This is a genomic window from Cognatilysobacter terrigena, from assembly GCF_004361065.1.
In the GTDB taxonomy this organism is placed as follows: domain Bacteria; phylum Pseudomonadota; class Gammaproteobacteria; order Xanthomonadales; family Xanthomonadaceae; genus Cognatilysobacter; species Cognatilysobacter terrigena.
The window spans coordinates 202,428-229,083 of sequence record NZ_SELT01000002.1 but is presented as its reverse complement, the minus strand read 5'-3'; the positions used below and the strand labels follow the sequence as shown (position 1 = coordinate 229,083).

Here is a 26,656-nt window from a genome sequence, read left to right as displayed (position 1 = left end):
GCGCGGACCGCGTTCCGTCAGACGCGCGGCGGATCGGTCTCGCGGTCCCAATGACGATGCATCGCAACCGCTTCGACGAAGGCCTCGAGCGCGGCGTCGGCGTCACCGCTGTCCATCAGCAACAGGCCCGGATCCGGCGTGCCGTCGGGCAGTTCGGTCGGCAGACCCGCGGCGTCGATCAGTCGGCGTGCGTCACCGAGCGCGAGGATGGTCTTGCAGTGGCGGTACTGGTCCTTGAGGCCTTCGAGCGTGCGGCCGTTCGCGAGCAGCGTGTCGACCGCTGCGGCACCGTCCGGCAACACGATGGCGTCGAACAGGAACGCGGGTTCGTTCTCGAGCGACGCATCGGCGTCGAGCGTGCTGCCGTCCGCCGTGCGCACCGGCCCGATGCGCGGGCCGACGAGACGCGGCACGGCGCCTTCCGCGAGCAGGCCGGCCTGCAGGGCCGACACGGCCTCGCCGTCCACGCCGTCGGCGACGACGAGCGCGATCTGTCGCGTGCGGATGCTGCCGTCGCCCGGCCGCGCGAGCAGCGACAGCGCATCGGACGACACGACTTCGGGCTTCGGCGCTTTCGCCAGCAGCGGCGGCATCGGCGCGGGCACGTCCATCCCGAGGCCCTGCGCGACGCCACTCGCGAGCGCATCGGACACGTTGGCGAGCATCGACACGACGCGCTCGCGAATCGCCGGCACCGTCACCTTCGACAGCTCGAAGCGGAACGCCGCGATGATGTGCGCCTGTTCGATCGGTGTCTGGCTGTCGAAGAACAGCCGCGCCTGGTTGTAGTGCTCGGCGAACTTCTCGGGCTTGCCGCGCACTTCGTTGGCTTCGACCGGCTCGGGGAACGCGATGAAACCCGCGGCGCCCGCCTGGACCGGGCAACCGCCCGCGAGGCTGTTGGGTTCGTACGACACACGACCGCGATTGATCGCCTGGCGATGGAAGCCATCGCGCTGGTTGTTGTGCACCGGTGCGATCGGCGCGTTGATCGGGATCTCGTGGAAGTTCGGCCCGCCGAGTCGCGTGAGTTGCGTATCGACGTAGGAATGGATGCGACCGGCGAGCAGCGGATCGTTGGTGAAGTCGATGCCGGGCACGACGTGCGCGGTGCAGAACGCGACCTGTTCGGTCTCGGCGAAGAAGTTGTCGGGATTGCGATCGAGCACCAGACGGCCGACGGGGCGCACGGGCACGAGTTCTTCGGGCACGATCTTGGTCGCGTCGAGCACGTCGAAGCTGAAGTCTTCCGCCTGCTCTTCAGTGAACACCTGCAGACCGAGTTCGTACTCGGGGTACTGGCCGGCTTCGATGGCTTCCCACAGATCGCGACGGTGGTAGTCGGGATCCGCGCCCGAAATCTTGACCGCCTCGTCCCACACCAGCGAATGCGTGCCGAGCACGGGCGTCCAGTGGAACTTGACGAACACCGCGCGTCCCTTGGCATTGACCAGCCGGAACGTGTGGACGCCGAAGCCCTGCATGGTGCGATAGCTGCGCGGGATCGCACGATCGCTCATCTGCCACAGCAGCATGTGCGTCGACTCGGGCATCAGCGACACGAAGTCCCAGAAGGTGTCGTGCGCACTCGCGGCCTGCGGCATCTGGTGATGCGGCTCGGGCTTCACCGCGTGCACGAGGTCGGGGAACTTCATCGCGTCCTGGATGAAGAACACCGGGATGTTGTTGCCGACGAGATCCCAGTTGCCCTGGTCGGTATAGAACTTCACCGCGAAGCCGCGCACGTCGCGCGCGGTGTCCTTGCTGCCGCGCTCGCCCGCCACGGTGGAGAAGCGCACGAACACCGGCGTGCGCTTGCCCGCCGCCTGGAACGGTGCGGCGATCGTGAGGTCGGTCAGCGGCTCGTAGCACTCGAAGAAGCCGTGCGCGCCGGAGCCGCGCGCATGGACGATGCGCTCGGGAATGCGCTCGTGGTCGAAGTGCGTGATCTTTTCGCGGAGGATGAAGTCCTTCAGAAGCGCGGGCCCGCGCAGGCCCGCCTTCAGCGAATTCTGGTTGTCCGAGATCGTCACGCCCTGGTTGGTCGTGAGCCGCTGCCCGGTGGAATCCACGCGCACGCGATCGAGGGGGTCGACCGTCGGGTTCTCGCCGATGCTGGCCGGCGCACCCGCCTTGTCGTTGACATTGACCTCGGTGAGCGTGCTCGCGCCGACGATGGGCTCGATGTCCACGTGCTCGCCTTCGTCCGCCACCGCAATCGCGCCGCGCTTCGCAAATTCCGACGGCTTGGCGCGATTGACCGGCATCGATGCGGCGACCTGCTGGGTCTGCGCCATCTTTTCCGACGGCGCATCGCCGGTGCCGGGCGGCGGGCCCTTCGCGCTGCCGCTGTCGGTCTTGCGGGCCGCGGCCTTGCCGCCGGTGGTGCGCGTCTTCGCGCCGTTCGCCGTCTTCTTGCCGCTGCTGGACTTCTTCACCGCCATCGTCGTCTCCATGCGGCACCGCGCCGCGGAGTCGCAGGCTAGGAGCGCGCACGTGACGGGCATTTCATCCGCGAATCAAGCGGCCGCTCTGCTAGATTCGCGACGTCCCGGGGAGACAGGCCGCAATGGCGCACAACCAATTCGAACTGCTGGGCCAGCGACGCTTCGCGCCCTTCTTCGCCACGCAAGCCATCGGCGCGTTCAACGACAACGTCTACCGCCAGGCGATCATCGGCCTGCTCGGCTTCCTCGCGGTGGGCACGGCGCAGACCACGCTGTACGCGAACCTCGCGCCCGCGATCTTCATCGTGCCGTTTTTCCTGTTCTCCGCGCTCGCGGGACAGATCGCGGAGAAGTACGAGAAGTCGCGGCTGATCCGCGCGATCAACCTGTTCGGCATCGCGGTGATGGCGGTGGCAGCGGTGGGCTTCGCGATGAAGAGCCTGCCGGTGCTGATGGTCGCCCTGTTCCTCACCGGCCTACACGCGACGCTGTTCGGGCCGGTGAAGTATTCGATCCTGCCCGCCGTGCTCGAGCCGCGCGAACTCACCGGCGGCAATGGACTGGTGGAGATGGGCACGTCGGTCGCCATCCTCGTCGGCATGCTCGTCGGCGGCGGCATCTTCGCGCTAGGTCATGCGCAGGCGCCATTGATCGCTGCGGGCGCCGTGCTGGCGCTCGCGGTGCTCGGCTACGTGGTCTGTCGCGCGATCCCGCATTCGGATGCGAACGCGCCCGACCTGCGCATCAGCTTCAATCCCTTCCCCGAATCGCTGCGCATCCTGCGGATGGCGCGCAAGCAGCTCGCGGTGCGCAACTCCATTCTCGGCGTGTCGTGGTTCTGGTTCGTCGGCACGGTGCTGACATCGCAGCTGCCGGCTTATGCAGACGTCCACCTCGGCAACGGCAAGCTGTACTTGTTCGCGCTCGCGTTGTTCTCGGTGGGCACGGGCGTGGGGTCGGTGCTGTGCGAGAAGCTGTCGGCGCGCACGGTCGAAATCGGCTTAGTGCCGGTCGGTGCGTTCGGCATCACGGCGTTCCTGCTCGACCTGTACTTCGCGCGCACCGGTGCGCCGCCGGCGACGGGGCTGTCGCTGCGCGAGTTCCTCGCCGCACCGGGTGGCTGGCGCATCGCGATCGCGCTGGCGGGCGTCGGCCTGTCGGCCGGCATCTTCGTTGTGCCGCTGTTCGCGCTGATCCAGAGCCGCACACCGAAGGCGGAGCTGTCGCGCGTGATCGCGGCGATGAACATCCAGAATTCGGTGTTCATCGTGATCGCGGCGCTCGGCGCGATCGCATTGCAGCGCTACCTGCACTGGACGGTGCCGCAGCTGTTCCTCGCTCTCGCAATTGCGAATGCGCTGGTGATGCTGTGGATCTTCAGCATCGTGCCGGAGTTCGCGATGCGCTTCATGAGCTGGGTGCTCGTCCGCTCGCTCTACAAACTACGCGCGAAGGGCATCGAGGCGATTCCCGACGAAGGCCCCGCGCTGATCGTCTGCAACCACGTGAGTTACATGGACGCGCTGATCCTCGCCGGCACGATTCCGCGGCCGGTGCGCTTCGTCATGTACTACAGGATCTTCAACGTCCCGGTCATGCGCTGGATCTTCAAGACGGCGAAAGCGATTCCGATCGCCGGCGCGCGCGAAGATCCTGCGCTCATGCAGAAGGCGTTCGACGAGATCGATGCGGCGCTGGCCGAAGGTGAACTCGTCGGCATCTTCCCGGAAGGCGGGCTGACGAAGGACGGCGAGATCGCGGCGTTCAAGTCGGGCGTCGAGAAGATCCTCGAACGCCGCCAGGTGCCGGTGGTGCCGATGGCACTGCGCGGCATGTGGGCCAGCATGTGGAGCCGTCGCGACGGACGCCTCGGCCGCGCGCGCGTGCCGCGCCGGTTCCGCGCGCATGTCGACGTGGTCGCCGACTTGCCGGTCGATGGGACGGGCCTGACAGCCGAAGCGCTCGAAGCTCAGGTTCGCGCGCTGCGCGGCGCTGCGGCCTGAGCGGCCCGCTGCTAGCATCCCCGACCGTACGTTTTTTCCTCGACCCCTGACCAAGGACGCACCATGAGCACGCCGCCGCCCGTTATGCCGCCCCCGTCGCCGATGCCCCCGCAGGCCGGTGGTGTTCCGACGCCCAACTACATGGTGTGGGCGATCATCGTCACCATCGCCTCGCTCTGCTTCTGCTGCATCGTCGGCACCGTGCCGGGCATCGTCGGCATCGTGTTCGCGAGCAAGGTCAACAGCGCGCTCGATCGCGGCGATTTCGCCGAGGCGAAGCGTTCGTCCGACTCCGCCAGGCTGTGGTGCTGGATCGCGACCGGCCTGTGCGCCCTCGGCCTGCTCATCAACATCGGCATGATGGCCACCGGCGGCATGGCGAGCTACACCGAGCGCCTGCAGCAGATCGAACGGATGCAGGGCCGTTGATCGCGTCCGACGCCCGCCGCAATACGATCGTCGTCGCGCTCGGCGCGGCGGCGGTCGCGGGTGTCGCCCTGCTCTATCGTTTCGATCCGAACGCGGCAGGCAGTCCGTTCCCGGGCTGCCTGTTCCGCGCATTCACCGGGCTCTACTGCCCGGGCTGCGGCATGACGCGCATGCTCCACGCGCTCGTCCACGGCGACATCGCCAGCGCCGCATCGATGAACGTGCTCGCGCTGATCGGTCTGCCGGTGCTCGCGACCTATGCGCTCGAACAGCTCATGCGTCGGCGCCTGCTCGACGGCGTGATTCGCCGAATCGCATTCAACGGCCGCGCGTGGATCGTCGCCGCGCTCGTCTTCGGCGTGCTGCGCAACCTGCCCTACGCGCCGTTCAAGGCGCTCGCCCCAGGCTGATCAGGCCGTCGCGGCCAACCACTCGCGCACGAGCCAGTGCGCGATCGAAACCCTCGACGGCATGAGCAGCGGCGCATCGTCGGTTTCGCCGCGTTCTTCGGCGGCAAGCGCAGCGAGGATCTCCTCGCGTTCGAACCAGCGGGCATCTTCGAGTTCGTCGCTGCTGCGCACGTCCCCCGGTTCCGCCGCCGCGATGAAACCGATCATCAGCGACGTCGGGAACGGCCACGGCTGCGAGCCGAGATAACGGCAGCCGAGCACGCGCACCCCGGTCTCTTCCATCACTTCACGCGCGACGGCGTGCTCGAGCGTTTCGCCGGGCTCGACGAATCCCGCGATCACCGAATGCCGGCGCGGCGGCCACGCCGCCTGGCGTCCGAGCAGAAGCCGCGAACCGTTGCCGACCGCGACGATCACCGCCGGATCCACGCGCGGATAGTGCTCGCGCGTGCAGCGCAGGCAACGGCCGAGCCAGCCCGCGCGCACGAACTCGACTTCGCCGCCGCAACTGCCGCAATAGCGGTTGCGCAGATGCCAGTGGTGCAGCGCATGCGCCGTCGCGAACGCGCTCGCTGCCACCGCAGGCCACGACGCGGCCGCCGTGCGCAGGTCGACGCGCGCATCGCCGAGATCGGCATGCGTCAGCGCGAACCAGCCGCGACCGGCTGCGTCGAGTCCAAGGAAATAGGCATCGCTCGGCGATTCGGGTCGCGCGTCGCCACGCTCGATGACCGGATCGCCCGATGCATCGACCGCCGCGCGTCCTTCGCCGTCGAGGCGAAGCACGCAGCCGTTGATCCACAGCATCGACAGCGCCCCCGCATCCCCGCGCAGGTGTTCCGCGCGATCCAGCGGCGCAAGGCACGTGGCGTCTCCGACGAGCGAATACGGCGCGTCGGATGGGGACGTCATGCGGAGAACGAGGATCCGCAGCCGCAGGTGGTCTTCGCGTTCGGATTGCGGATCACGAACTGCGCGCCATGCAGCGATTCAGTGTAGTCGACTTCCGCGCCCATCAGGTACTGCAGGCTCAGCGGATCGACGACGAGCGTGACGCCATCGGTCTCGACCGCGAGGTCGTCCTCGGCGCGTTCTTCGTCGAACTCGAAGCCGTACTGGAAGCCCGAGCAGCCGCCGCCCCGGATGTAGACGCGAAGGCTGAGGGCGTCGTTGCCTTCTTCCTCGATGAGCTGGCGCACCTTCGCCGCGGCGGCAGAGGTGAACACCAGCGGCCGCTCGAGCGACTGGTAGCCCGGCGCCGTCGGCAGGTCGATCATTTCCATGCGCTCAGGATACCAGCGGGTGGCGCAACGCCCGGCCAACAAGGCCGCGACGCTGCGTTCAACGCGTCGCCGCGGTGGTGTTCCCGGTCGCCTCGGCCCAGGTCACCGCATGCTCGACGACCGCGCCGCCGCGCGGCTGCAGGCGCACGTTGATGCGCGCGGGCGTGAACCCGGCCGGCAGGAACACGTCGCCGTCGACCTGCTGGAAGTAGCGGAACGAGTACGGCGCGCCCGCCGCGTTCGCCTGCTGGCGCAGCGTCGGCCAGTCGAGCGTCTCGAGCTCGCCTTGCCGGCTGCCTTCGATCGCAAGCGTCAGGGTGCCGGTGCTGACCGCCGCACGATCGAGGTTCTGCGTCAGCACGGCGCTGAAGTGCCACGCCCCGCCGGGCTGCCGATGCAGTTGCAGCGCGTGCACGCTGAGGCCGTGGCGCTGGCCCGTCGCACCGACGAGCCGCTCGTAGAAGTCGACGTCGGCCTTGAGCTGCGCGATCTGCTCCTCGCGCTCGGCGAGGGTCGACTGCAGCTTGGTATTGGCCGCGCGGCTGACCTGGTCGGAGCGCTCCAGCGTCGCGACGCGCTGCGTGAGCGCGTCGGTGGCGTGCGGGTCGCAGGGCGAGGCGTGCGACGTGCGCGCGACCTGCCATACGCCCCAGGCGCCGAACAGCAGGGCCAGCAGGAAGACGAACAGCGCCGCGACCAGTCCGAAACCGGTGCGGGCGACGGCGGATGGCGTCGGTCGGGGCGTCATGGCAGCCTTGGGCGAAGCGGCAGTGGCTGCAGTATGCCCACGCCACGTCGACACGGCCGGCCGTTCCATGGCAGCGGCGCTCCGGAGACTCCCCCATGTCCGATGCCCCGCTGTTCGCGCTAGGCCTGGTCCTCGCCTGGCTCGCTGGAATCCGCGTCTACCTGACGGTGTTCGGCGTCGGCCTTGCCGGCGCGCTCGGCTGGCTCGACCTCCCGCCCGCGCTGCAGGCGGCGCAGTCCCCGTGGGTGATCGGCGTCGCCGGCCTGCTCGCGCTGGTCGAATTCTTCGCCGACAAGATCCCCGGCGTGGATTCGGCGTGGGATCTGGTGCACACGCTGCTGCGTGTGCCGGTCGGCGCGTTCCTCGCTGCGGCCGCGCTATCGCCCGATGGGCATCTCGGTGCAGGTGCGCTGGCGACGGGCGCGGGCGTCGCGCTGGCCAGTCACGGCCTCAAGTCCGGCACGCGCGCGCTCCTCAACATCTCGCCGGAGCCGGTTACCAACTGGGGCGCATCGCTGGGCGAGGACACCGCCACGATCGGCCTGCTCGCGCTATTGATCGCGCATCCGGTGGCGGCGTTCGTGCTGGTGCTCGCGATCAGCCTGCTCGTCGCGCTTGCGCTCGCATGGTTGTGGCGACGGGTGCGCGGCGTGATGCGGCGCGGCTTCGGAAGCCCGCGCCCGGCCGCCTAGCCGCGATCAGCCTTCGATCTTCGACTGCAGGTAGAGCGCGTCGCCGAGGCGATCCATCAACGCGAGCTGCGTCTCGATCCAGTCGATGTGTTCTTCCTCGGATTCGAGGATGTCCGCGAACAGCTGGCGGCTGACGTAGTCCTGCACCTGCTCGCAATACGCGATCGCCTCGCGCAGCAGCGGCAACGCCTCGTATTCAAGCGCGAGGTCGCAGCCGAGCAGTTCGCGCGGATTCTCGCCGATGCGCAGCTTGCCCAGCGCCTGGAAGTTCGGCAGCCCGTCGAGGAAGAGGATGCGCTCGGACAACTTGTCCGCATGCTTCATCTCGTCGATCGACTCGTGGTACTCGTGCTCCGCGAGTTCCTTCAGACCCCAGTTCTTCAGCATCTTGGCGTGCAGGAAGTACTGGTTGATCGCGGTCAGCTCGTTGTAGAGCGCGCGATTGAGAAACTCGATGACCTTGGCATCGCCCTTCATGGGCCGGCTCCGTGACGCGGAGCGGGCACTCTAAACCGGCCCGACGCGCTACGGCGTAATGCGAATCGCCTGCGTTGAGGTCAGGCCGCGATCGAGAGCACCGGAAGCGGCAATGCTTCTAGGCGCGCCGTCGTTTCGTCGAGGATCGACGTCGCCATCTCGATGCAGCTGCCGCAGGTGGCACCCGCGCCGGTGCGCATCGTCAGCTCCGACATGCTGCGGCAACCGGACTCCGCCGCTTGGCGGATGTCGCGATCAGTGACGCCGTTGCAGATGCACACGTACATGGGGGCCGGGACGATCGATGGGACGCCCCTAGTCCAACACGAATGAGAATGATTGTCAATTAGATGCGGGTTCGGAGGCCCCGACCGGCTGCCCGTAGCCGCCGGAGCGCGGGCGGGGCCGTCGCGGCGAGCGGACGCCGCGGTTGTCGTACGGATCAGGCACCGGCGTCGGGATCGCTGTGGCGCCCGCCAGCTGGCGGGCGGTGGGCGCGAGATGCCGCAACGCCCGCGAGTAGACGCCGCGCTTGAACGTCACGACGTGGTCCAGTGGGTACCAGAAGTCGACCCAGCGCCAGTGGTCGAATTCGGGCTTCTCGGTCAGATCCAAGCGGACTTCCGACTCCGCGCCCTTGAGGTGCAGCAGGAACCACACCTGCTTCTGGCCGATGCAGACCAGCCGGTCGCGGCGACGGATCGCACGCTGCGGGAGCCGATAGCGAAGCCAGCCGGGCGTCGCGGCCAGCACGTCGACGTGCTCCGGCAGCAGCCCGGTCTCTTCACGCAGCTCGCGATACATCGCCTCGAGCGGCGTCTCGTCGGTGTTCATCCCGCCCTGCGGGAACTGCCAGCCATCGCGATGGACACGCCGAGCCCAGAACACCTGGCCGTCGGCATTCATGATCACGATGCCCACGTTGGGGCGGTAGCCGTCCGGATCGATCACGATGCGGACCTCGATCGCTTAGGCACGAAGCCACTGCGATCGACTCTGCCACGGGGGGCGGTCGACAACAAGCGAACGCGGTGTAGGCGCTGCAGCCGTTGACAGTGAGCGGCCGAACCGGAAGAATTCGCGGTTCACCGCATGGCTATGTAGCTCAGCCGGTTAGAGCACAGCACTCATAATGCTGGGGTCGGTGGTTCGAGTCCACCCATAGCCACCATCTACGCCCGCCACTGCGCGGGCTTTTTTGTGCCCGGCGAGCGCCTCGTCTTTGGGGCAGTTGATTGACCAGCCCGGGCCCGGCGACGTCGATCGGCCGTGCCAGTAGGTGCGCCTCAGTGCGCTGCATCCACGGCGTCGACCGGCCGGCCGACGAAAAACCGCTGGACGCACGCACGTCACAGCCCACCCCCACATTGCAACAAGCCAGCGCACCTACGACCGCCGACCGTCCGGTTCCGCTCCGGCGAGCAAACATCTGCACGCGCCGGCGCGTGCATTCCCGTCATTGGGCAAGCAGGCGACAACAGCACTACGAAGCTCTATCTTCGCGCTTTCCATCGCACGCTGAGCTCGAACTCATGCCATCGTCCCGCAGCCATCTCGACGTCGCCCTCGCCTCGATCCCCCTGTTCACCAACGATGGTCTGCTCGACCACGCGGAACTCGACAAGCTGCTCGAACTCGCAGAACGCGACGGCACGTACGACGAAGACGAAAAGCGGGTTCTGCAGAGCATTTTCAAGCAGGCCGAGCAAACGCAGCTCGACCCGACAGTCGCCGCACGCATCACGAAGATCCGTCAGACGCACGCCATCGGCTGATCGCTGCCCACGTGCGCCGGCCCTCCCGCCCGACTCGAGGACCGGCGCCGCGGCTGACATCGCTCCAAACAACGCCTGCGATTGAGGCGCCAAGGCATATTGCCGCTTGCAGTCCGTCAAGAGTGCGCGAGCCTCGTCGACATCGGCCCTCCGCCACCATCCGCAAGGCGCATGCGATGAACGAGGCTAGACACCACGGCGGCGCTGCCGTCGGCGCAAGATTTGCCCGTGCCGACCGACAGCGATTACGCGAAGCGACTCCAGAGCGTCTCGAAATGGCCCGCGAACACACGCGCCAGGTACGGATCGCTGCTGACGACAAGATTCTCGAAGTTGTTCGAGCTCGCGCTACGCGTCCAGTTGAAACTGCCGTTCGCCACAGTCGCGCCATCAAAAACCGCGAATTTGTGATGCATGTGATACGGCGTGGCATCGGTGCGCACCGAAACTCCGGCCACAACTAGCTCGTCCAGATCACTGCCCGTGTCGAAACGTTTGTCGTCGTCGCTGACGATCCGCACCGTTACGCCGCGGCGATGCGCGTCCAGAATGACGCGCGTGATGCGATCGTCCGCAATGGTGAACACGCACGCATCGGCCGAGCGCTTGGCATTCGACCACAGCGACTGCAGCTGCCGCAGGCACGCATCCCCGGGCGAGAAGAAGGCCGTCGTCGCCGCGCTCGCACCGATCGCAGCGACCTCCAGCGTCTTCACCACCTGCTCCAACCAGCGCAGCACATCGAGCGCCGTCGTCGCATCAGCCCGCATCGACTCGCGTGCGATATCGAACGCGCGATTGCGCAGGAAACGGACCTGATCGGCGGTCGCCTGTTGGCCGATGTCGCGCAGTTCCAGACGTTCGTCGTGGTCGAGGCGTCCGTCGGCGGCGGATTCGCGCAGCAGCCGGTCCAGGTCGTCCAACGCGATCATACGTTTGGCGCCGCGAGCCGCTTTTGGACATCGTCGCGCATGCGCGCGAGGTCCTGCTCGGCCTGGTGACGCTTTTCGGCACCTTCCCGATGGATCTGGCGGACATCCTCGACCGTCTGGATCAGCTGCTCATGCACGTGCTGCAGCGTCTCGATGTCGATCACGCCGCGCTGGTTGGCGCGTGCGGTCGCTACGGAGTTCTCGCGAAGCAGGTCGGCATTGCGCCGCATGAGCTCGTTGGTGGCGTCGTCGATGGCGGTGGCCAGCTGCACCGCGTTCTGCTGCTCGTTGAGTGACAGTTGAAGCGCGAAACTCCGCTTCCACGCGGGGATGGTGATGTCGCGCACCGAGCCGAACTTCTCGATAAGCTGCATCGAGTTCGCCTGAATCAGACGAATCATCGGCAGCGTCTGCTCCGCGGCATGCCGCATGAGTTGAAGATCGCCAACGCGCTTGTCGAGTAGCCGGATCGCCATCTCGAGTTCGGACCGACGGGTCCGCGACTCCGCATCCTCCAGCCCATCGAGTGCACGACGCGCTTCGTCGAGTTCGGCGAGACGGAGCTTGCCCGCGGCCACGTGCACACCCAGCTGATGGCGTTCCTCGAGCACGATGTCGTGCATGCGGTCGAAGTCGCGTACGCGCTTGCCGAGATCGTCCTGCTGGCGCGAGAGGTCGCGCATCAGCTGGTCGATCTGCTGGTTGGTGCTGCTGAACTTCTGCACCAGCTCGCCCTTCGCGTCGCGCATGCGGTCGATCAACGGTCCGATGACCGGTACCTTCGACCGCCCGGCGAACTTCTGCAGGTTCAATGATCGCGCGATTCGGACGACCTCACCGAGCTTGACGCCTGCATCGTCGAGATCCTTGTTGCGAACCTGATCGAGCAATTGGCTGGAGAACTGCGTCGTACGCAATGAGGCGTCTCGTCCATAACCCTGCAGGTCCGTTACGGGCTGGGCGGCGAGCGCCGCGCGCAGGCTCTCGATCGCTTCGGCGTCCGCGGGCTGCAGGTCCATGGCCCGCAGCGTGGCGGCATCCAATCCAGCGGCGGGTGTGGCAGCAACGAGATCATGAGTGGGTGCGGTCATCGAGACTCTCCAGTGCGTGCGGGTCGATCAACGATAGGTTGGTGGGGCCAGCGGCGAACGCGGCTTGCAGCTCTGCCAAGCCCCGGGCGGCACGCGCATGTTCGGCCGCCGCTCTGGCCGCGCCGTGCTGCCGCCACAGCGGCATGAGCAGGTCACGCATGTGCTGGTACTGGTCGAGCACTGCTTCCGCCGTCGACCGGGCCAGTGCGACCTGCGCGCGCGTCGCGAGCCATGATGCGTGCAAAGCATCCAGGCGCTGCAGCGCCCCCGGGCCCGCAGCGACGTCGTCGGCCATCGCCGCTGACGCCTTCTCGCGCTCCCGCCCGATCATTTCGAGCTGCTGGTCCGCATCGCGGATGGCGCTGTCCGCGTGGGCGAGAAAGCGCTCCGTTGCAGCCGCATGCGCGGCGCAGCGATCGTCGATGACACGCAGCCGCGCGTCCAGCGCGTCGGGATGCGCTGCCCGCACGAGGTCTCGTGCGAGTAGGCGATCGGCAAGAGCCGACAGGCCCCGTCGCTGCGGGACTAACCCCTCGAGCCACTGCCGGAGGTCACCGAGAAGATCCGTGGCGGGCTGCCGCGCCAGCAGGTCGGCGACGTCCTCCAGCAACCGCGCGCGCGCGGACGGCGCGTCGCTGATCCTTGGCCCGCCTGCAGCAGGACAGCGTTCGGTCACGGCGAGGGTGATGCGCCGAACTGCTCGAGGGCGCGATCCAGCGGCGCTTCCTCCGCCGTGGGGTGATGGGGCCCGCGCGTCTTCGCAGGCGCGACCAGGACTTGGCGCGTGGGCGACGCATCCCGCAGCGATTCGGCGAGCTGCATGATCGCCGTATTCACGCGGGTCTGCTGATCCTGCGAACTCCGCAGGGCATCGAGCAGCGGCACGATCGCGGCATGCAGGCTGTCGGGAAGGCGCTTGAGCGCTTCACGCACGACATCGTCTACGGGTGGCCGCGCCGCCTCGGTCGCCGTCGCGGATCCAGCCGGTCGCTCGACGGCGTCGCGCAACAACTGCAGCAGTTCGCCCCACGGCGCGGGTGTTTCCGCAGGCCGTGCTGTCGCGCCTTCGATTGCCTGCAGCCCGCTCGCGATGTCCGCGAGCTGGGCGACAACGCGACCGCCGACGTCCGCGTCGTCGCTTCCCATCGCCTTGTTACGAAGGAAGTCGCGCTTGATCTGCGCCCAGCGGATGGCATCGTCCCCCGACAGCAGACCACGCAATTCCTTGAGCTTTAGCAGGTTTTCCTCCGCGCCCTGGGTGAGCAGCTGCGCCTCGCCCAGGTAGTGATCGGAAATCAGCTGCTGAACTTCCGCATCGTTCATCACCGGCGAGATCTTCTCGGCCAGCTTACCCATGTTGCGGTAACTGCCCTGCAGCTTGAACGGCGGCTCCGTCCGGTATCTGTCGGCCTGCGCAGCGCTCGCGATGTATTCCTGGTTGACGCGATAGACCACGGTGCGCACTGCGATGAGCCGCTGCAACGTCGCGACGAGTTCGCTGATCTCGGCGCCGCTGTAGGCATGGCTGAGGCCGTTGGTCGAAACGTCCTTGCCCATCGCCTTGTCGATCAGGAGATACAGATCGGACATGTCGCGCGTTGCGAGCGGCGCAAGCACCGGGTTCGACGTCAGGCTGTTTTCGATATAGCTGAGCAGGAAGGCGTCTTCCATGCCGCCGAGCACGTCACCGAGGTTGTAGATGTCGGCACGGTTGGCGAGCATGTCCGGAATCTTGAAGACCTCACCGGATTCCGTATACGGATTGCCAGCCATGACGACGCAGAACTTCTTGCCCCGCATGTCGTAGGTCTTGCTGCGCCCTTTCCAGACGCCCTCAATGCGGCGCGTGCCGTCGCAGAGTGAAATGAACTTCTGCAGGAATTCGGGGCTGGTGTGCTGGATGTCGTCGACGTACAGCATCACGTTGTTGCCCATCTCGAGCGCGAGATTGAGCTTTTCCAGCTCTTGGCGCGCCGTAGCGTCGGGGGCCTGGGCGGGGTCGACGGAACGAACCTCATGGCCGAGCGCGGGCCCGTTGACCTTCATGAAGATCAGGCCGAGACGATTCGCTACGTACTCCATCAGCGTCGTCTTACCGTAGCCGGGCGGCGAGATCATCATGAGCAGGCCCATGAGATCGCTGCGCTTGCCTTCGCCGACCGTGCCCATCTGTTTGGCGAGGTTGTCGCCGATCAGCGGCAGGTAGACCTTGTTGATCAGCTTGTTGCGGACGAACGACGTAAGCGGCCTTGCCTTGAACTCCGACAGGCGCAGTGCGTCTCGTTCACGCGTCGCGACGGTCTGGCGAAGTGCCTGGTACCGACGATAGCCCGGCAGGAAACGCTCGCGATGGGCGCGAAGACGCGCGAGCAGGTCGTCGATCGCAAGGTGCAGCGTTCCGCTCGCGATACGCGGGTGCTCGCCCAGCAGGCCGTCGACGGCGGTCAGGAGAGGCGTCGCGTTGTCGCGACGCGGCAGCACATCGCGCGTAAGAAGCCACGCGGCGGCTTCAGGGACGTAACGCTGCATCGGGACGAACGTCGCGTCACCGCAAAGCGCGTCGAGCCAGTGCACCGCGTGGTGCCAGCGCGCGCCGGGGCGATCGCGGAACTGCTCGATCGTGCGCTCGAATCCCTCCTTGAGGCCTGCGCTCTCAAGACGCGCGAGCAGCGCCTCGCCGAGTTCGCGGCCGTAGCGCGACAGGACGAACGCGTTTTGGCCTGCGGTCAGTTCGTCGACGAGGTAGCGTGCTGCATCTGATGCGTCGGCCGGCTCGAACGGAAGCCCTGCGGCATCGACGAAAGCGACGATGCGCCCATTGATGTCGCGAAGCAATGCATCCAGACCGCTTCGCGCATTGAACAACACCTGCATCGCCTTCGCGCCGTTCGCACGCCCAAGCCACTCTCGGACATCCGCGTCGTCGGTATGGGTGGCCTGGAAGAGGGCGGCAAGCGCCCGCGCCGCCGGCGCGTGCACGAGTTCACCCGCGACGCCGCGTTGGGCGAGGAACGCGCGCAGGATGCGCGCGGCGTCGTGATCATGAATGCCGCGTTCGTAGCCGTCCCGATAGCGCGGGGCTGCGAAGTCACGTACTGCCTTGGCGAGCGCGTCGGGGTCGGCGGCGAGCCGCTGCAGGCTCTCCTGTGACAGCCCATCCGCGCCCTGCTCCGCCGCGGTCAGCAGCTCGCCCGCAAGGTACTCGCCGCGATAGAGCTCGGCGGATTCCGATTCCAACGCCGTCTGCCAGTACTCGCGCAACGTAGTGAGCTCAGCGCTGTCGATCGGCTCCATGAAGTCGGTGCCCGTGAGGTGCAGCGCGAGGTGGTCGCCGCGCGGCAGGATCGTGAGATCGAGCGGCTGCGTGTTGACGCTGAAGCGATGACGGCCGAGCCGGATGATGTCCCCGCCGCCCTCGAAGAGGTCACTGCGATCGCGAAGCGCACGGACGGCCTGGTCGCGCGTCGCCTTGAGTCGTGCCGCGACGTCGTCGGCTTTGACGCTGTCCTTCAGCGCGCGAAGCCGGTCCGCCAGTTCGCGCAGCTTGAGGATCAGCGGATCGCCCGCGAAGAAGGCATTGAGCTCGTCCGCGGTGGTGAATTTCTCGCAACGCTTGCTCAATCCTTCGAGGATTCGGTTCGCGGCATCCAGAACGGCCTGTGCCTTGCGCTGGCGCTCGTCGAGTAGTGCCTGCTTGTGGCCTTGGAATGTCTCGAGCAGCTCTTCGCGCTTGGTGAGGATGTCGCCCAGGAACTGCTCGTGCTCGCCGAACTGGCTCTCCAGTTCCTCGAGTTGCACCATGAGTCGCGACAGCTGTTCGTCGGCCTTCTCGGGATCTGTCGCCAGACCCAGCGCGCTCGTAATGGACTGCCCGAAAAGTGCGAACTGCGCAGCGAATTGCGCGACAGCCTCAGCCGAGCCCAGCGACTTGCGACGCTGGTCAGCGCGTGCGCGCGCCTGGTTGAGACGCGCGTAAATCCCCGCGATCGCGTCAACGACGCGTGTGCGCTCGGTCGCGTCCTCCACCTGCAACCCGGCCATGAGCGCCGAAAGCATGTCGAGATCCGCCGACAGCGTCTTCAGCGATGCGAGATGCTCGGCGAGCTGCTTCGCGGTCTGCGCCTGCTGGGCCGCGGCGTCGAGATCGTCGACCCGCTTGGCGAACGGTGCCAGCGCAGCCGCACCGGCAAGGAACGTACCCGTCGCAGCGCCAATGCGCGCATGGGCCACTTCGAGTTCCGAGTTCATCCCGTCGACCGCGGCAACGTCGATGTAGCGGTAGTCCCGAATGGTCAGCAAATGACCACGCTGCCGTGTGATGTCGTTGATGGCGTCGACGTAGTCCTGAACCTGCGTCCAGCTGTCAGGTGTCAGCCGAGCCAGCAGCGCCTTGTGGTCGGAGGCTGCGCGGACGATCGCCTGTTCCGACTGTCGGCGGATGCCCTCGACCTTCTCGAACTCGTCGAGCACGGACTCGCTGCTCGCAGCAATCTCGCGCAGCAGGGTCGCTGCGCCGCAACAGTGGGCGTCGTCGATCCAGTGATGGGCATCGAACAGCCGCCGCGTATGTTGGGCCAGGAGCTGATAGCGGGCCGCCGACACGTCGGGGCGCTCGATCTCACGCGTGAGCTCCAGCAGGTTGGAAATGCCGCGCACCAGCTCTGCGTTACCCAGGCGGCCCATGAAACTGTTCCCCGGCGGACGTGCCGCGGCCACTTCGTCGGACACGAACGGGGTCTGCCAGACCTGCATCGCGTGGACGCGGGTGGGCGCATCGCCCTCGGCGCCGAACAGCACCATGCGGCCGTCCGGCAACTCCGCATGACCGTGGCCAAACAACGGGTTCTGCAGCTTGCGCTGGATCATGTTGTAGACGAACAGTGCCGATTTTCCGGCCTCGTGCTCGTAGAACATGTAGAGCACGTCTTCGCCGTTCGGCGAACGGATGGCGCGCTGGAACTGCATGCCGTCCATCTGGGCGTCGAACGCCTTGTGTTCGCCGTTCTGCAGGTAGTACCCGCCAGGGAACAGCAGCCCATGATCCTCGGGCAACTGCACACAGGCCTGCACGATCGCGTCGTTGCGCGTGATCTTGCCGGTGAGCGTGTTGTAGATGAAGCCGCGCCACGCGTGCTCGCGGTACGGCAGTACTTTGAGCAGGATCAGCGAACCGAGCTTGGCGAACTCGAACGTCGCATCGTCGAGCGACTGCGTGATGTCGTCGACCGGCTCGGCGTAGATGCCCTGACCGGTCTCGGTATTGTTCTCGACCTTGATCGTGAGGTCGCCACCGGTCGTCTCGACAAACAACGTGTCGAGAATATTGAGATGCGGAAACCGACCGCTGACCATCAGGTCGCGCGTCGCGCGCGTCCACTCGAAATCGAACGGAGGCGGCAATATGAGGTCGCGCTCGCCCCGTGCGTCGATGTAAGTGATTTCGCCCTGCGGCGAAACCGCCCAACGGAAGACGCGCACATCCGTGCTGCGCTCGCCGATCTGGAACGCGGCGAGGAGCTTGCCGCCCGTGACGTCGAGCTGCAGCAAACGTGCGTTCTTGTAATACGCGTACAGCTCCGCGAAGTCGCGCTCGAACTGTGCGTCACCGAGGAAGCTGCTCGCCGGATCGACGGTTTCGACGTCGAAGCCGTCCGCCGTTTCGACCAGGCGGTACAGGGCGAAGACGTCCGCGATGCCGGTGGTCGTCTTCAGACCCATGAAAACGTTGTAGCCGAACAAGAGCAAGCCGCCCACGGGCACGATGTCGCGCCCTACGCAGTTGTGCTCGGTGCGGACCCGGAGGCGACCGATCACCTCGAGCCGGCTATCGCCGAACTCGGCGACGCGTTGCGCATTGAGCGTGTCGGCGATTCCGCGCAGGCGACCACCCTGCTCGGTCAGGCGCCGACGCAGCACCTCGTACGCACCGCCCTCGGCGACGGCGCGATCGACTGCAGAAGACGTGTCGCCGGACGCGACCGTGGGCGTGGACTCGGACATCTAGAAGCCTTCCATTCCGTGAGCAGGCCGGGCACCACACGGCGCCCGGCGGTTCCTTCGTCAGACCGCGGGCTTGGCTGGTTCCGCGTCGGCAGCATGCGCGGCGCGTTCGATCGCGGCTGCAATCGGTGCGGCACCGGCGGCATCGATCACGCGCTCGCGCGGCGCGGGTCTGGCAACGCCGAGATAGCGCTCCAGCAGATCCTGCGCGATCGGACTCTTGGCAGCGAAGCCTTCGATCGCCTTGCCCAGCGACAGCGCCTTCGAGAAGTTTTCGAACAGCCCGCCGTCGCCGCCCACAAGGTCGATGTTCGCCCCACGCAGCGCCGTCGCGATGACTTCGGCGTTTTCCTTGCTGACGTCCTTGCCGGCCTCGATCGCGGCAAGCGCCTGCTCGAGGTTCTTCTCCAACACCATGCGGAACTCTTCGTGCGCACGCGCGTTGTCGCTGAGCTCGTCCAGTGCCGCGAAGCGCTTGTTCAGGCCTTCCGCTTCGACGTTGAAGCGCTTGCCAAGCACTTCGGCTTCGGCCGTGCCGACGGCTTCGACCGCCTTCGCCTTCGCGAGACCCATCTTCTCCTCGCCGTGCGCCTTCGCCGCGAGCGTCTCGGCCAGCACGCGACCTTCGGCATTGCCCTGCTTGTAGGTCGCTTCGGCCTTTGCCTCGAGCACGCGCACTTCCGCGATACCGACCTTCTCGATCGCCGCCGCGCTAGCTTCACGCACCTGCGCCTCGGCCAGGCCCGGCGCAGCGCGCTCGGCCTTGACGCCTTCGGCCAGCACGCGCTTGGCTTCCGACAGCTTGATCGACGACTGCAGTTCGGACTCGGCGGTGATGGTCGTCTCGTTCGCGCGGTGCTTCGAGGCGGCTTCGGCAGCCTCGGCCTCCTTCACCGTGCGGACGAGCGCCTCCTGCGCAATCGCCTCGGCAGCGATGACGCGCGCCTGGCGCTGGCGCTCGGCTTCCGACACGGCACGCACGTCCTTGATGCGCTCTTCCTCCTGCGCCACCGTCTTGTCGATCGAGATGCGCTCGCGGGTGATGTTGGCGACGTCCATGCGGCCGGCTTCGACCGCCTTGTCACGCTCGACGTTCTGCAGCTGCACTTCACGCTCGGTGGTCACCTGCTCGAGCGAACGCGCGCGGTTGACGCGCTCGGCTTCGATCGCCACGGCGCGCTGACGGTTCTGCTCGGCAACTTCGATCTCGCGCAGCTTGTTCTGGTCACGAATCTGCAGCTTCTCTTCCGTTTCCAGGCGCGCCTGCTCCGCGATCAGGCGCTGTTCTTCCTGCGCCTTCTTCGCAGCCGCCTCTTCACGGGCCCGCACCTCGGCAACCTCACGCGCCTGGCGCGCTTCCGCCTCAGCGACTTGCTTCTCCATCGCCAGCGCCGCTTCCCGGGCGCTGGTGTTGCGCTTCTGGATCTCGAGCGTCGCATTCTGTTCGAGATCATTCGTGCGCACGTTCTGCGCCGACGTCAGCTCCGTGATCTTCTTGATGCCCTCGGCGTCGAGGATGTTGTTGGGATCGAGCAGGTGCTTCGGCGTCTGCTCGAGGTAGTCGATGGCGACGTCCTCGAGCGCATAACCGTTGAGGTCGCTGCCGATGACCTTAACGATCTCGTCCCGAAACTCTTCGCGCTTGTCGAACAGTTCGGTGAAGTCGAAGCGCTTGCCGACGGTCTTCAGCGCCTCGGAGAACTTGGCGTTGAACAGCTCGTCCACGGCGACCTTGTCGGAGGCGCGATGCGCGCCGATGGCCTTGGCCACGCGCAGCACGTCCTGCTGCGTCTCGTTCACGCGGAGGTAGAACGCAACGGAGATATCGGCGCGCATGTTGTCCTTGCAGATCAAGCCTTCCTTGCCCTTGCGATCCACCTGCAGGGTGATGAGCGAGATCTGCATGTACTCGGCCTTGTACAGCACCGGAATGATCAGGCCGCCCGTGAACCGCACCTTGGGCGTGCTGCTCAGGTCGTTGACGATCAAGGCGGTGCCCTGCTCGACCTTGACGTAAAAAGCCTTGAACAGGCCGAAAAGGCCGAGCAACACCACCAGCAGCGCGCCGGTGCCGATGATGAACGGCATGATCAGGGACATACTCATTTGCGACCCTCTCCTTGAGGTGTGACGCTTACAGACTGTGGAACTGATGTTCCGGGACGACGCGGTAGGCATGTTGCGCATCGAGGAACTCGATGAGCACGACCCGGTCGCCGCGCTTGTACCGGCCGGGTTCGTTGGTACGTACTTGCAGGATCAATCCGGCGCCGCCGTCGTCGACGCGTGCCTGGCCGTAGCGGTCGTCGACCACCGGCGTACTGACGACCGCGACGCGCCCGAGCAGGCTGGGCTCCACGGGCGGACGCAGCTTCAGGATCCAGCGGCTGACCGGGCGGAGGGCGATCGACGTCGCAATGAGACCCGGCACGAGGGCAGCGACATCGACCGCGATGCCGATCGCGACGCGCAACGTCGTGTGCAGGTGATCGAGCACGAGCAGTTGCGCGTAGTACGCGCACATCCAGCCGAAGAAGCTGAGCACCGTCGCGATGACCATGACCGGCACGCCGGCGAGGCCCAGCCGGCCGAGCAACGCCGCAAGGTCGCTGGCTTCTGCATGGTGATCGCCGTGCCCGTGCAGGTCGCCGCCGTGCAGATGCCCATGCAGGAGCGCGTCGGGCGCGTGGTGGTCCATCAGGCCGGTCGCGGCGAGCAGCCAATAGATCAGACAGACCGCCAGCAACACGCTGTAGACGACGGTCGGGAACGTCAATGCGGTAGTAAGGAAATCGGTCATGACGATGCCTTGCGGGTGGCACGTCCGGCCGGCCGGGTCGGTGCGGGCTCGGCCGACGCGCGAATGCGGGCGAGGATCGCGTCGATGCGCGCACGGCGATCGACACCCGCGTCCTGAAGCTTTGCGTCGAGCGGATCGGTATCTGCCCCGGTCGACGACGTGTCGACCGCGGCGCACTCGGGTGCGCTCGCCGCTTCGTGCTGTCGACGAACGCGAGCCAACGAATCGAGTGCGGTCTGCGGGCGAACCGCATCACCATCACCGCGGCCGGCGACGGCTTCCTGCGCACGCTGCACGGCGTGCGCAGCGCGCAGGACGTCGAGCTGGTGTCGCAAGCGCCGCAGCTGGCGTTCGCCCTGCTCCACGAGGGGCGTCATCTGTGCGATGCAGGCGTCGAGATGACCCATCAGTTCCGCCTCGTCGTCGCGTGCCTGCTCCAATCGATCGATCTCGGCAGCGACTTCGGTGGCCAGGGCGTCCTGCCCGGCTTGCAGAGCGACGGCCGTCTGCGCTTCGCGTTGCAGCACGATGGCGATCGTGGCGTCGTGGCGTTCCTTCGCGGCCATGTGCTTCGCGCGGAACTCGGCCAGCGAGGCCCGCCATTCGCGCAACTGATCGTCGGCACGGCGGATGCGATCGTCCAGCGACCGCTCGGCCTGGCTGCCGGCGAGGCTTTCGCCGAGTTCGACGAGCTGCTCGCGGACCCGTCCCATGAGGCGACTGAAAGGGTTCATGCGGCCGCCTCGTCGAGAAGTTCGGGGCGCAGGAACGGCGCGTACGACTCCGCGGCGCTCAGCACGTTCTCGGCGAGCGTTTCGATTTCGAACAGGACGTTGGCGAGGCTCGAATGGGTGTCGAGCGAGCCGAACATGATGTAGCTCATGACACCACCGATCGGCTCGATGCCCATCGTGCTGAGTGGCAGCAGCTTGTGTGTCCGAAGCACGTGCATGTCGAACGCTGCCGTGTCGACGACGTCGTCCACGGGCCACATCAGCACCTGCACGATGATCTGCTCGCCACCGATCGCAACGAAAACCGGCAGGTCGCCGTAGTCGTGCATGACGAGGTGGAGACTGGGCTCCGCACCCTCGATGAGTTCGATGGTGACGCGGCCCGTAAGCACGGGCCGGGTCGCTGCGAGCGCGACGGCGAGCGCGTGTACGGTCCAGCCCGGCCGAGCCGATCGCTCTTCGTCGAGCGCCGTCGCCGTACCGGGCGGCTGGCGCAGCTGCTTTTCGATCGCCGTCAGCTCGGGGGCCCGCTCGGGGCGGATCCAGACCTCGCGCTTCACCAGGCCGGATTCCCGCATCCGCTTGCGGAATTCCCGGACGTAGTCCGTCGAGCTGCGGGGGCGATCGCCTTTCATGGAAGGCGACTGTACGCTTACATGAAATCCCGGACTAGCAGCTGTGGTGACGTTTCCGACGAGCGGCAGTATGGGGCTGGGCTGCCGCAGTGCCTTAGCGCCCAGCGGGTTCGATCATCGCCGACCGTCATCGCCCCATCGTCTCCAATATCGCCACGGCCATGCGCTTCTTCGCGGGTGGCATACGGCGGAGGTGGCCGAGGGCCTGGGCTTCGAATTCGTCGCCGGCGTAGTCGTCGACGAGAACCGCGGGGGTGGTGTCGAGCGGATCGAGTTCGCTCGGGCCACGGCCCGTGGCCAGCCACTCGAAGCCGGTGCCGGTTTCGATCGCGATGCGGATGAGGTGGTCGACGCTCGGACGCGTGCCGTGCGGGTGCTCCCACTGCGTCACCGCGCTCCGTTTGATGCCGATGCGCGCGGCGAGCGTGCTTTGCGAAAGGCCGGCGGCGGTGCGTGCGCGGCGGATGCGCTGGGCCAACGAGGTCATGGCGTGCTCGCGGATGACGCGTGGAGACGACGAAAAGCCCTGGCGCGAGTGGCGGCAAGCGCGCGGAGCTGCCCTGCCAGCGATTCCGTCGCGCGGTGGTCCGGCTGCGCTGTCCACTCGTCGGTACAGGAAGGTGTGGCGAAAGCCCGCTACCCCTTATCGTGAAGCACCCTACGGCGCCAACGACTTCTCGCTGCCCACTGCGCCCGCCGATGCAGCTGCCAGCAACGTGCCGACGTCCGCAGCCGGCATCGGGCGGTAGAACAGATAGCCCTGGAACACGTCGCAGCCCCACGATTGCAGGACCTGCAGCTGCGATTCGGTTTCCACGCCCTCCGTGACGACGCGCTTGCCCAGCGCCGTGGCGAGCGCAAGGATCGAACGCACCACCGACGCCGTTCCGGGCTCGTCGAGTGCGACCACGAACGCGCGATCGATCTTGATGGTATCCAGCGGCAATCGCGCGAGATAGGCGAGCGAGCTGTAGCCGGTGCCGAAGTCATCGATCGCGACATGCACACCGAGATCCCGCAGCGCCTGCAACTGTCGCGAGCTCGTCTCGGCATCGGCGATCAGCAGCGACTCGGTGATCTCGATTTCGAGGTCCGACCACTCCGCGCCGCTGGCGAGGAGGACGCGACCGATGTCGTCCACGAGCGTCCCGGCACGCAACTGTTCGCTCGACACGTTGATCGCGACGCGCCCCGGCGCGAAGCCGAGCGCACGCCATGCGGCGATCTGCGCGCACGTCTTCCGAAGCACCAGCGCGCCCAGCGCGTCGATCAGCCCGTGCCGCTCTGCGAGCGGGACGAATTTCGACGGCGGGATCCAGCCGCGCTGCGGATCGTGCCACCGCGCCAGCGCTTCCATGCCCTGCCATTGGCGGGTGTGCGGATCGATGCGGGGCTGGTAGTGCACATCCAGCGCCTCGTCCGACAGCGCGACACGCAGCGCCGCCACCAGTTCGACCTCCTCGCGCGCCGCCTCGTTCATGCCCGCCGAATACGCCGCGAAGCGCCCGCCGCCCTCCTGCTTGGCGCGATACATCGCCACGTCCGCCTTGCGCAGCAGATCGTGGGCATCGTCGCCATCGACGGGATGGAACGCGACGCCCGCGCTGTAGCGGATCGCCATGACGTGGTCGCCGAGCGTCACCGGCAGTCCGAACGCCGTGTCGATGCGTGCGCGCACGGCGTCGATGTCGTCCATGCCTGCGACATCGCGCAGGAGCAGCACGAACTCATCACCGCCGAGGCGTGCGACGACGTCGTCCGCCGACAGCGTGCTGGCAAGTCGCGCCGCGATTTCAGCGAGCAGCGCGTCGCCCAGCGCATGGCCGAGCCCGTCGTTGACCGACTTGAAGCGATCCAGATCCATGAAGACGACCGCGAACGGCCGCGACGACGTTGCGATCGCGGCTTCGAGTTCTTCGATGATCGCCAGCCGATTCGGCAGGCCGGTGAGTGCATCGTGGCGCGACTGGTGCACGAGACGACGCTCGCGCGCGTCGAGTGCAAGCGCGATGGCGACGCGGTCGGCGAGCTGACGTGCGGCGTCGAGCGTTTCGGGATCGCGCTCTGCTCGTGTATCCAGCGCCACGACCGCCCAGGCGCGATGGTCGTCGGACGCGGCGAGGGAGAGGCGATACCAGACGCTGCCCGCTCCGTCATGCTCGTCTGGCGTGACGACGCGCTGCCACGGATCGCCATCGCGCTCGACGCGCACCGAATCGATGACCTGCAGCACCTTGTGCCGCTCGTGCGCGGAGTTGCTTGCCGGATACACGTCGCGCGGCCCGCTTGCAGATACCTCGACGATGACCGCGGCCTCGAGCACGCCGGGCAACGCACGCAGTTGCTCGGCAACGCTCTCGAGGATGGCGCTGAGCGGTTGGCGCGACACGATCTCGCCATCCACCGCCGACAAGCCGTGCAGGCGCGCAAGCTGCCCGCCGATCCGCTGCTGCATCTCGTCGAAGGTGTGCGACAGCGTCGCGAGCTCGTCAGAGTTCGAGTTCCGCTGCACGGCGCGTCGCGAGCCGGAGAACGCGCGGATGCGATCGATCAATGCTTCCAGCGGAACCAGCGTGCGACGGATCTGCACCAGGCTCATCAGCATCGCCATCAGCAGCACGCCGGCGGCCAGCAGCGCGAACCAGTGCACGCGCAACGCGGGCGCCGCGCCCGACTCGCGCTCGGCGTCGAAACGCCACACGGGCGCGCCGTATTCGGTCTTCAGGTCGAGGTCCCACGACGTCCGAATCGTGCGTGCGCCCGACGTGACCTCACCGCCGCAGCCGAGCGCCTGCACGCTGGAACGAATACAGATGCGGGTGCCTTCGACGACATCCTCGTCCGCCCGCCATAGGTAGCGCGGCGACAACGTGCCGGCGTAGATCACCGTCGATCCGTCGGGCTGCGGCCGTGCGACGAGCAAGACAGCTCGACCGATCTGCGCGCCCGGGACCGTTGACACGTGCAGACGCGACAGTCGCGACGTGTCCACGCCGTTGGCAAGCGTTCGACGAACAACGGCGTCGAAAACGTCCGCATCGTTCGAATCCGGCACGCCGCCGGCTGCGGCGATGCGCGTCAACAGGGCTTCGGCGCTTTGCAGTCGGCTGAGCAGGGTGAACGCGACGAATCGCGTCTCTGCACGCAGGTCGCGTTGTTCGGCGGTACGGACCGTGAGATCGGCCTGTCGCCACGTGAGCCAGAACACGAGCGCGGCGGGCACGAACGCCATCGCGCAGAACATGAGGAAGATGCGTCGTGCGAGGCGGCTGCGCAGCCATGTGCCCTCGATACGAAGCGCCGACCAATTCGTCATGGACGGTCAGTAGTCCGCGGCCAGGCCGATGTAACCCCCGGTGCGCGCGCGGATCACGTCGTCGAGGCTGTCCTTCTGGGTGATCTGCGTCTTGAAGACGCCATCGCGGCCGGCGCTGAACAGGTCGTAGTCGCTGTTGAGCGGATTGAGCTTGTGATCCTTGCGCGCTGCACCGTTCCCTTTGACTCCCGCCAGCAATGTGTAGTGGTACGGATTGCCCCAGGGATCGAGACGGCCGTCGTAATTGAAGTCGTCGAGGCTCGTCGGGTATTCGCGGTGGCCAGTACGCCATCGCTCGATCAGGGTGTCGAACTCGGCGATGTCCGCCTTGGCATGCGCCACGCGACCGCGCTCGACGATGGACCTGTAGCCCGAATGCGCGATCGCCGCGAGCACCGCGGCCACGGCCAAGCCGAGCATCAGCTCGAGCAGGGTCCATCCCATCGTCCGCCGACGTGTGCGGTAGCGCTCACTGATGGTCATCGCCCTCCCCTAGGGCCGGTCAAGCTTCACGGTGGCCAAGCAAATGTCGTACCGGAGCTGTCACTGAAGCATCACCGTGCAACGGCATCGCCCGTCCTTCGGTACTTCGCCTCGCCGGTCGGCGAGAGCAGGCGAGGTCCACAGTCAATGCAGCCGACTGCGGAGTCAACCGGCTGTTGTCGAACGAAAGGCAAATGTGAAACGGTTCAGGCTCATCGGGCCGCGCATTCGCAAGACACGTGATATCTGTGCCGTTCCGCAGGGTAGTCGTCGCATTGTCCGCGTGCGTCCGGCTGTCCTGAACCAGCTCGAGCGCTGACAACCGCTGTTGCGACGGCAAGCGGCCGTCGCACTATCGGTCATTAGTCATTCGCACAGACGCAGACGCAAACGCGGGGGAT

At 66.8% G+C, this 26,656-nt stretch carries 23 protein-coding genes and 1 tRNA gene; 6 read left to right on the top strand and 18 right to left on the bottom strand.

The window, feature by feature from the left end:
• Window positions 1–17: 17 nt before the first annotated feature.
• The gene (locus tag EVS83_RS02870) at window positions 18–2,456 is read right to left on the bottom strand and encodes a catalase (protein WP_246022750.1); all 2,439 of its coding nucleotides are present in this window, start codon (window positions 2,454–2,456) and stop codon (window positions 18–20) included.
• 113 nt (window positions 2,457–2,569) lie between these two features.
• On the opposite strand from EVS83_RS02870, the gene EVS83_RS02865 reads away from it, so the two are divergent.
• The 3 genes from EVS83_RS02865 to EVS83_RS02855 all read left to right on the top strand — a co-directional run bounded on the left by EVS83_RS02865 (window position 2,570) and on the right by EVS83_RS02855 (window position 5,289).
• Window positions 2,570–4,450: an MFS transporter gene (locus EVS83_RS02865; protein WP_133499394.1), complete on the top strand. Its 1,881-nt coding sequence runs from the start codon at window positions 2,570–2,572 to the stop codon at window positions 4,448–4,450.
• 63 nt (window positions 4,451–4,513) lie between these two features.
• The gene (locus EVS83_RS02860; RefSeq protein WP_133499392.1) at window positions 4,514–4,879 is read left to right on the top strand and encodes a CD225/dispanin family protein; all 366 of its coding nucleotides are present in this window, start codon (window positions 4,514–4,516) and stop codon (window positions 4,877–4,879) included.
• Window positions 4,879–5,289, top strand: coding sequence for a DUF2752 domain-containing protein (locus tag EVS83_RS02855; RefSeq protein ID WP_342774916.1), 411 nt, complete (start codon window positions 4,879–4,881; stop codon window positions 5,287–5,289). Before EVS83_RS02860 ends, EVS83_RS02855 begins: the two co-directional genes overlap by 1 nt.
• Here EVS83_RS02855 and nudC read toward each other — a convergent pair whose 3' ends face one another.
• The 3 genes from nudC to EVS83_RS02840 form a co-directional block, all read right to left on the bottom strand.
• On the bottom strand, window positions 5,290–6,201 hold the full coding sequence (gene nudC, locus EVS83_RS02850) for an NAD(+) diphosphatase (protein ID WP_133499390.1): 912 nt from the start codon (window positions 6,199–6,201) through the stop codon (window positions 5,290–5,292).
• Window positions 6,198–6,566 carry an iron-sulfur cluster insertion protein ErpA gene (gene erpA, locus EVS83_RS02845; RefSeq protein ID WP_133499495.1) on the bottom strand — a complete coding sequence of 123 codons (369 nt, stop codon included), beginning with the start codon at window positions 6,564–6,566 and terminating at the stop codon, window positions 6,198–6,200. The genes nudC and erpA overlap by 4 nt, the downstream gene beginning before the upstream one ends.
• Before the next feature lie 64 nt (window positions 6,567–6,630).
• Entirely contained in the window at window positions 6,631–7,320 is a 690-nt protein-coding gene (locus tag EVS83_RS02840; RefSeq protein WP_133499388.1) for a DUF6776 family protein, read from the bottom strand.
• A gap of 95 nt (window positions 7,321–7,415) precedes the next feature.
• Here EVS83_RS02840 and EVS83_RS02835 point away from each other — a divergent pair, with 95 nt between their 5' ends.
• Complete coding sequence (locus EVS83_RS02835) at window positions 7,416–8,012, top strand: DUF4126 domain-containing protein (RefSeq protein ID WP_133499386.1); 597 nt, start codon at window positions 7,416–7,418, stop codon at window positions 8,010–8,012.
• Between the two features lie 6 nt (window positions 8,013–8,018).
• Here EVS83_RS02835 and bfr read toward each other — a convergent pair whose 3' ends face one another.
• The 3 genes from bfr to EVS83_RS02820 form a co-directional block, all read right to left on the bottom strand.
• Entirely contained in the window at window positions 8,019–8,489 is a 471-nt protein-coding gene (gene bfr, locus EVS83_RS02830; RefSeq protein ID WP_133499384.1) for a bacterioferritin, read from the bottom strand.
• A gap of 80 nt (window positions 8,490–8,569) precedes the next feature.
• Window positions 8,570–8,776: a bacterioferritin-associated ferredoxin gene (locus tag EVS83_RS02825; protein ID WP_133499382.1), complete on the bottom strand. Its 207-nt coding sequence runs from the start codon at window positions 8,774–8,776 to the stop codon at window positions 8,570–8,572.
• A gap of 55 nt (window positions 8,777–8,831) precedes the next feature.
• The gene (locus EVS83_RS02820) at window positions 8,832–9,440 is read right to left on the bottom strand and encodes an RNA pyrophosphohydrolase (RefSeq protein WP_133499380.1); all 609 of its coding nucleotides are present in this window, start codon (window positions 9,438–9,440) and stop codon (window positions 8,832–8,834) included.
• Between the two features lie 143 nt (window positions 9,441–9,583).
• Between EVS83_RS02820 and EVS83_RS02815 the strand changes: the two genes are divergently transcribed.
• Both EVS83_RS02815 and EVS83_RS02810 read left to right on the top strand, forming a co-directional pair.
• A tRNA-Met gene (locus tag EVS83_RS02815) sits at window positions 9,584–9,660 on the top strand.
• 361 nt (window positions 9,661–10,021) lie between these two features.
• Window positions 10,022–10,264: a hypothetical protein gene (locus EVS83_RS02810; protein WP_133499378.1), complete on the top strand. Its 243-nt coding sequence runs from the start codon at window positions 10,022–10,024 to the stop codon at window positions 10,262–10,264.
• 245 nt (window positions 10,265–10,509) lie between these two features.
• On the opposite strand, the gene EVS83_RS02805 is transcribed toward EVS83_RS02810, so the two are convergent.
• From EVS83_RS02805 to EVS83_RS02755, 11 genes are all read right to left on the bottom strand, one after another.
• Window positions 10,510–11,196: a phospholipase D-like domain-containing protein gene (locus tag EVS83_RS02805; protein WP_133499376.1), complete on the bottom strand. Its 687-nt coding sequence runs from the start codon at window positions 11,194–11,196 to the stop codon at window positions 10,510–10,512.
• The gene (locus EVS83_RS02800; protein WP_133499374.1) at window positions 11,193–12,287 is read right to left on the bottom strand and encodes a toxic anion resistance protein; all 1,095 of its coding nucleotides are present in this window, start codon (window positions 12,285–12,287) and stop codon (window positions 11,193–11,195) included. The genes EVS83_RS02805 and EVS83_RS02800 overlap by 4 nt, the downstream gene beginning before the upstream one ends.
• On the bottom strand, window positions 12,268–12,963 hold the full coding sequence (locus EVS83_RS02795; RefSeq protein ID WP_133499371.1) for a hypothetical protein: 696 nt from the start codon (window positions 12,961–12,963) through the stop codon (window positions 12,268–12,270). Before EVS83_RS02795 ends, EVS83_RS02800 begins: the two co-directional genes overlap by 20 nt.
• On the bottom strand, window positions 12,960–18,287 hold the full coding sequence (locus EVS83_RS02790) for a DNA repair ATPase (RefSeq protein ID WP_133499369.1): 5,328 nt from the start codon (window positions 18,285–18,287) through the stop codon (window positions 12,960–12,962). Before EVS83_RS02790 ends, EVS83_RS02795 begins: the two co-directional genes overlap by 4 nt.
• Window positions 18,288–18,347: 60 nt before the next feature.
• Window positions 18,348–20,393 (bottom strand): flotillin family protein, encoded by a 2,046-nt coding sequence (locus tag EVS83_RS02785; RefSeq protein ID WP_133499367.1) that lies wholly within the window; start codon window positions 20,391–20,393, stop codon window positions 18,348–18,350.
• Window positions 20,394–20,421: 28 nt separating this feature from the next.
• Window positions 20,422–21,087 carry an OB-fold-containig protein gene (locus EVS83_RS02780; protein WP_133499365.1) on the bottom strand — a complete coding sequence of 222 codons (666 nt, stop codon included), beginning with the start codon at window positions 21,085–21,087 and terminating at the stop codon, window positions 20,422–20,424.
• On the bottom strand, window positions 21,084–21,821 hold the full coding sequence (locus EVS83_RS02775) for a PspA/IM30 family protein (RefSeq protein WP_133499363.1): 738 nt from the start codon (window positions 21,819–21,821) through the stop codon (window positions 21,084–21,086). The genes EVS83_RS02780 and EVS83_RS02775 overlap by 4 nt, the downstream gene beginning before the upstream one ends.
• Complete coding sequence (locus EVS83_RS02770) at window positions 21,818–22,456, bottom strand: YjfI family protein (protein WP_133499361.1); 639 nt, start codon at window positions 22,454–22,456, stop codon at window positions 21,818–21,820. The genes EVS83_RS02775 and EVS83_RS02770 overlap by 4 nt, the downstream gene beginning before the upstream one ends.
• A gap of 127 nt (window positions 22,457–22,583) precedes the next feature.
• Window positions 22,584–22,943: a helix-turn-helix domain-containing protein gene (locus EVS83_RS02765; protein ID WP_133499359.1), complete on the bottom strand. Its 360-nt coding sequence runs from the start codon at window positions 22,941–22,943 to the stop codon at window positions 22,584–22,586.
• A gap of 171 nt (window positions 22,944–23,114) precedes the next feature.
• Window positions 23,115–25,772, bottom strand: a complete 2,658-nt coding sequence (locus EVS83_RS02760) for a putative bifunctional diguanylate cyclase/phosphodiesterase (protein WP_133499357.1) — start codon at window positions 25,770–25,772, stop codon at window positions 23,115–23,117.
• Window positions 25,773–25,778: 6 nt separating this feature from the next.
• Window positions 25,779–26,255, bottom strand: a complete 477-nt coding sequence (locus EVS83_RS02755; RefSeq protein WP_133499355.1) for a prepilin-type N-terminal cleavage/methylation domain-containing protein — start codon at window positions 26,253–26,255, stop codon at window positions 25,779–25,781.
• Between the last annotated feature and the right edge of the window lie 401 nt (window positions 26,256–26,656).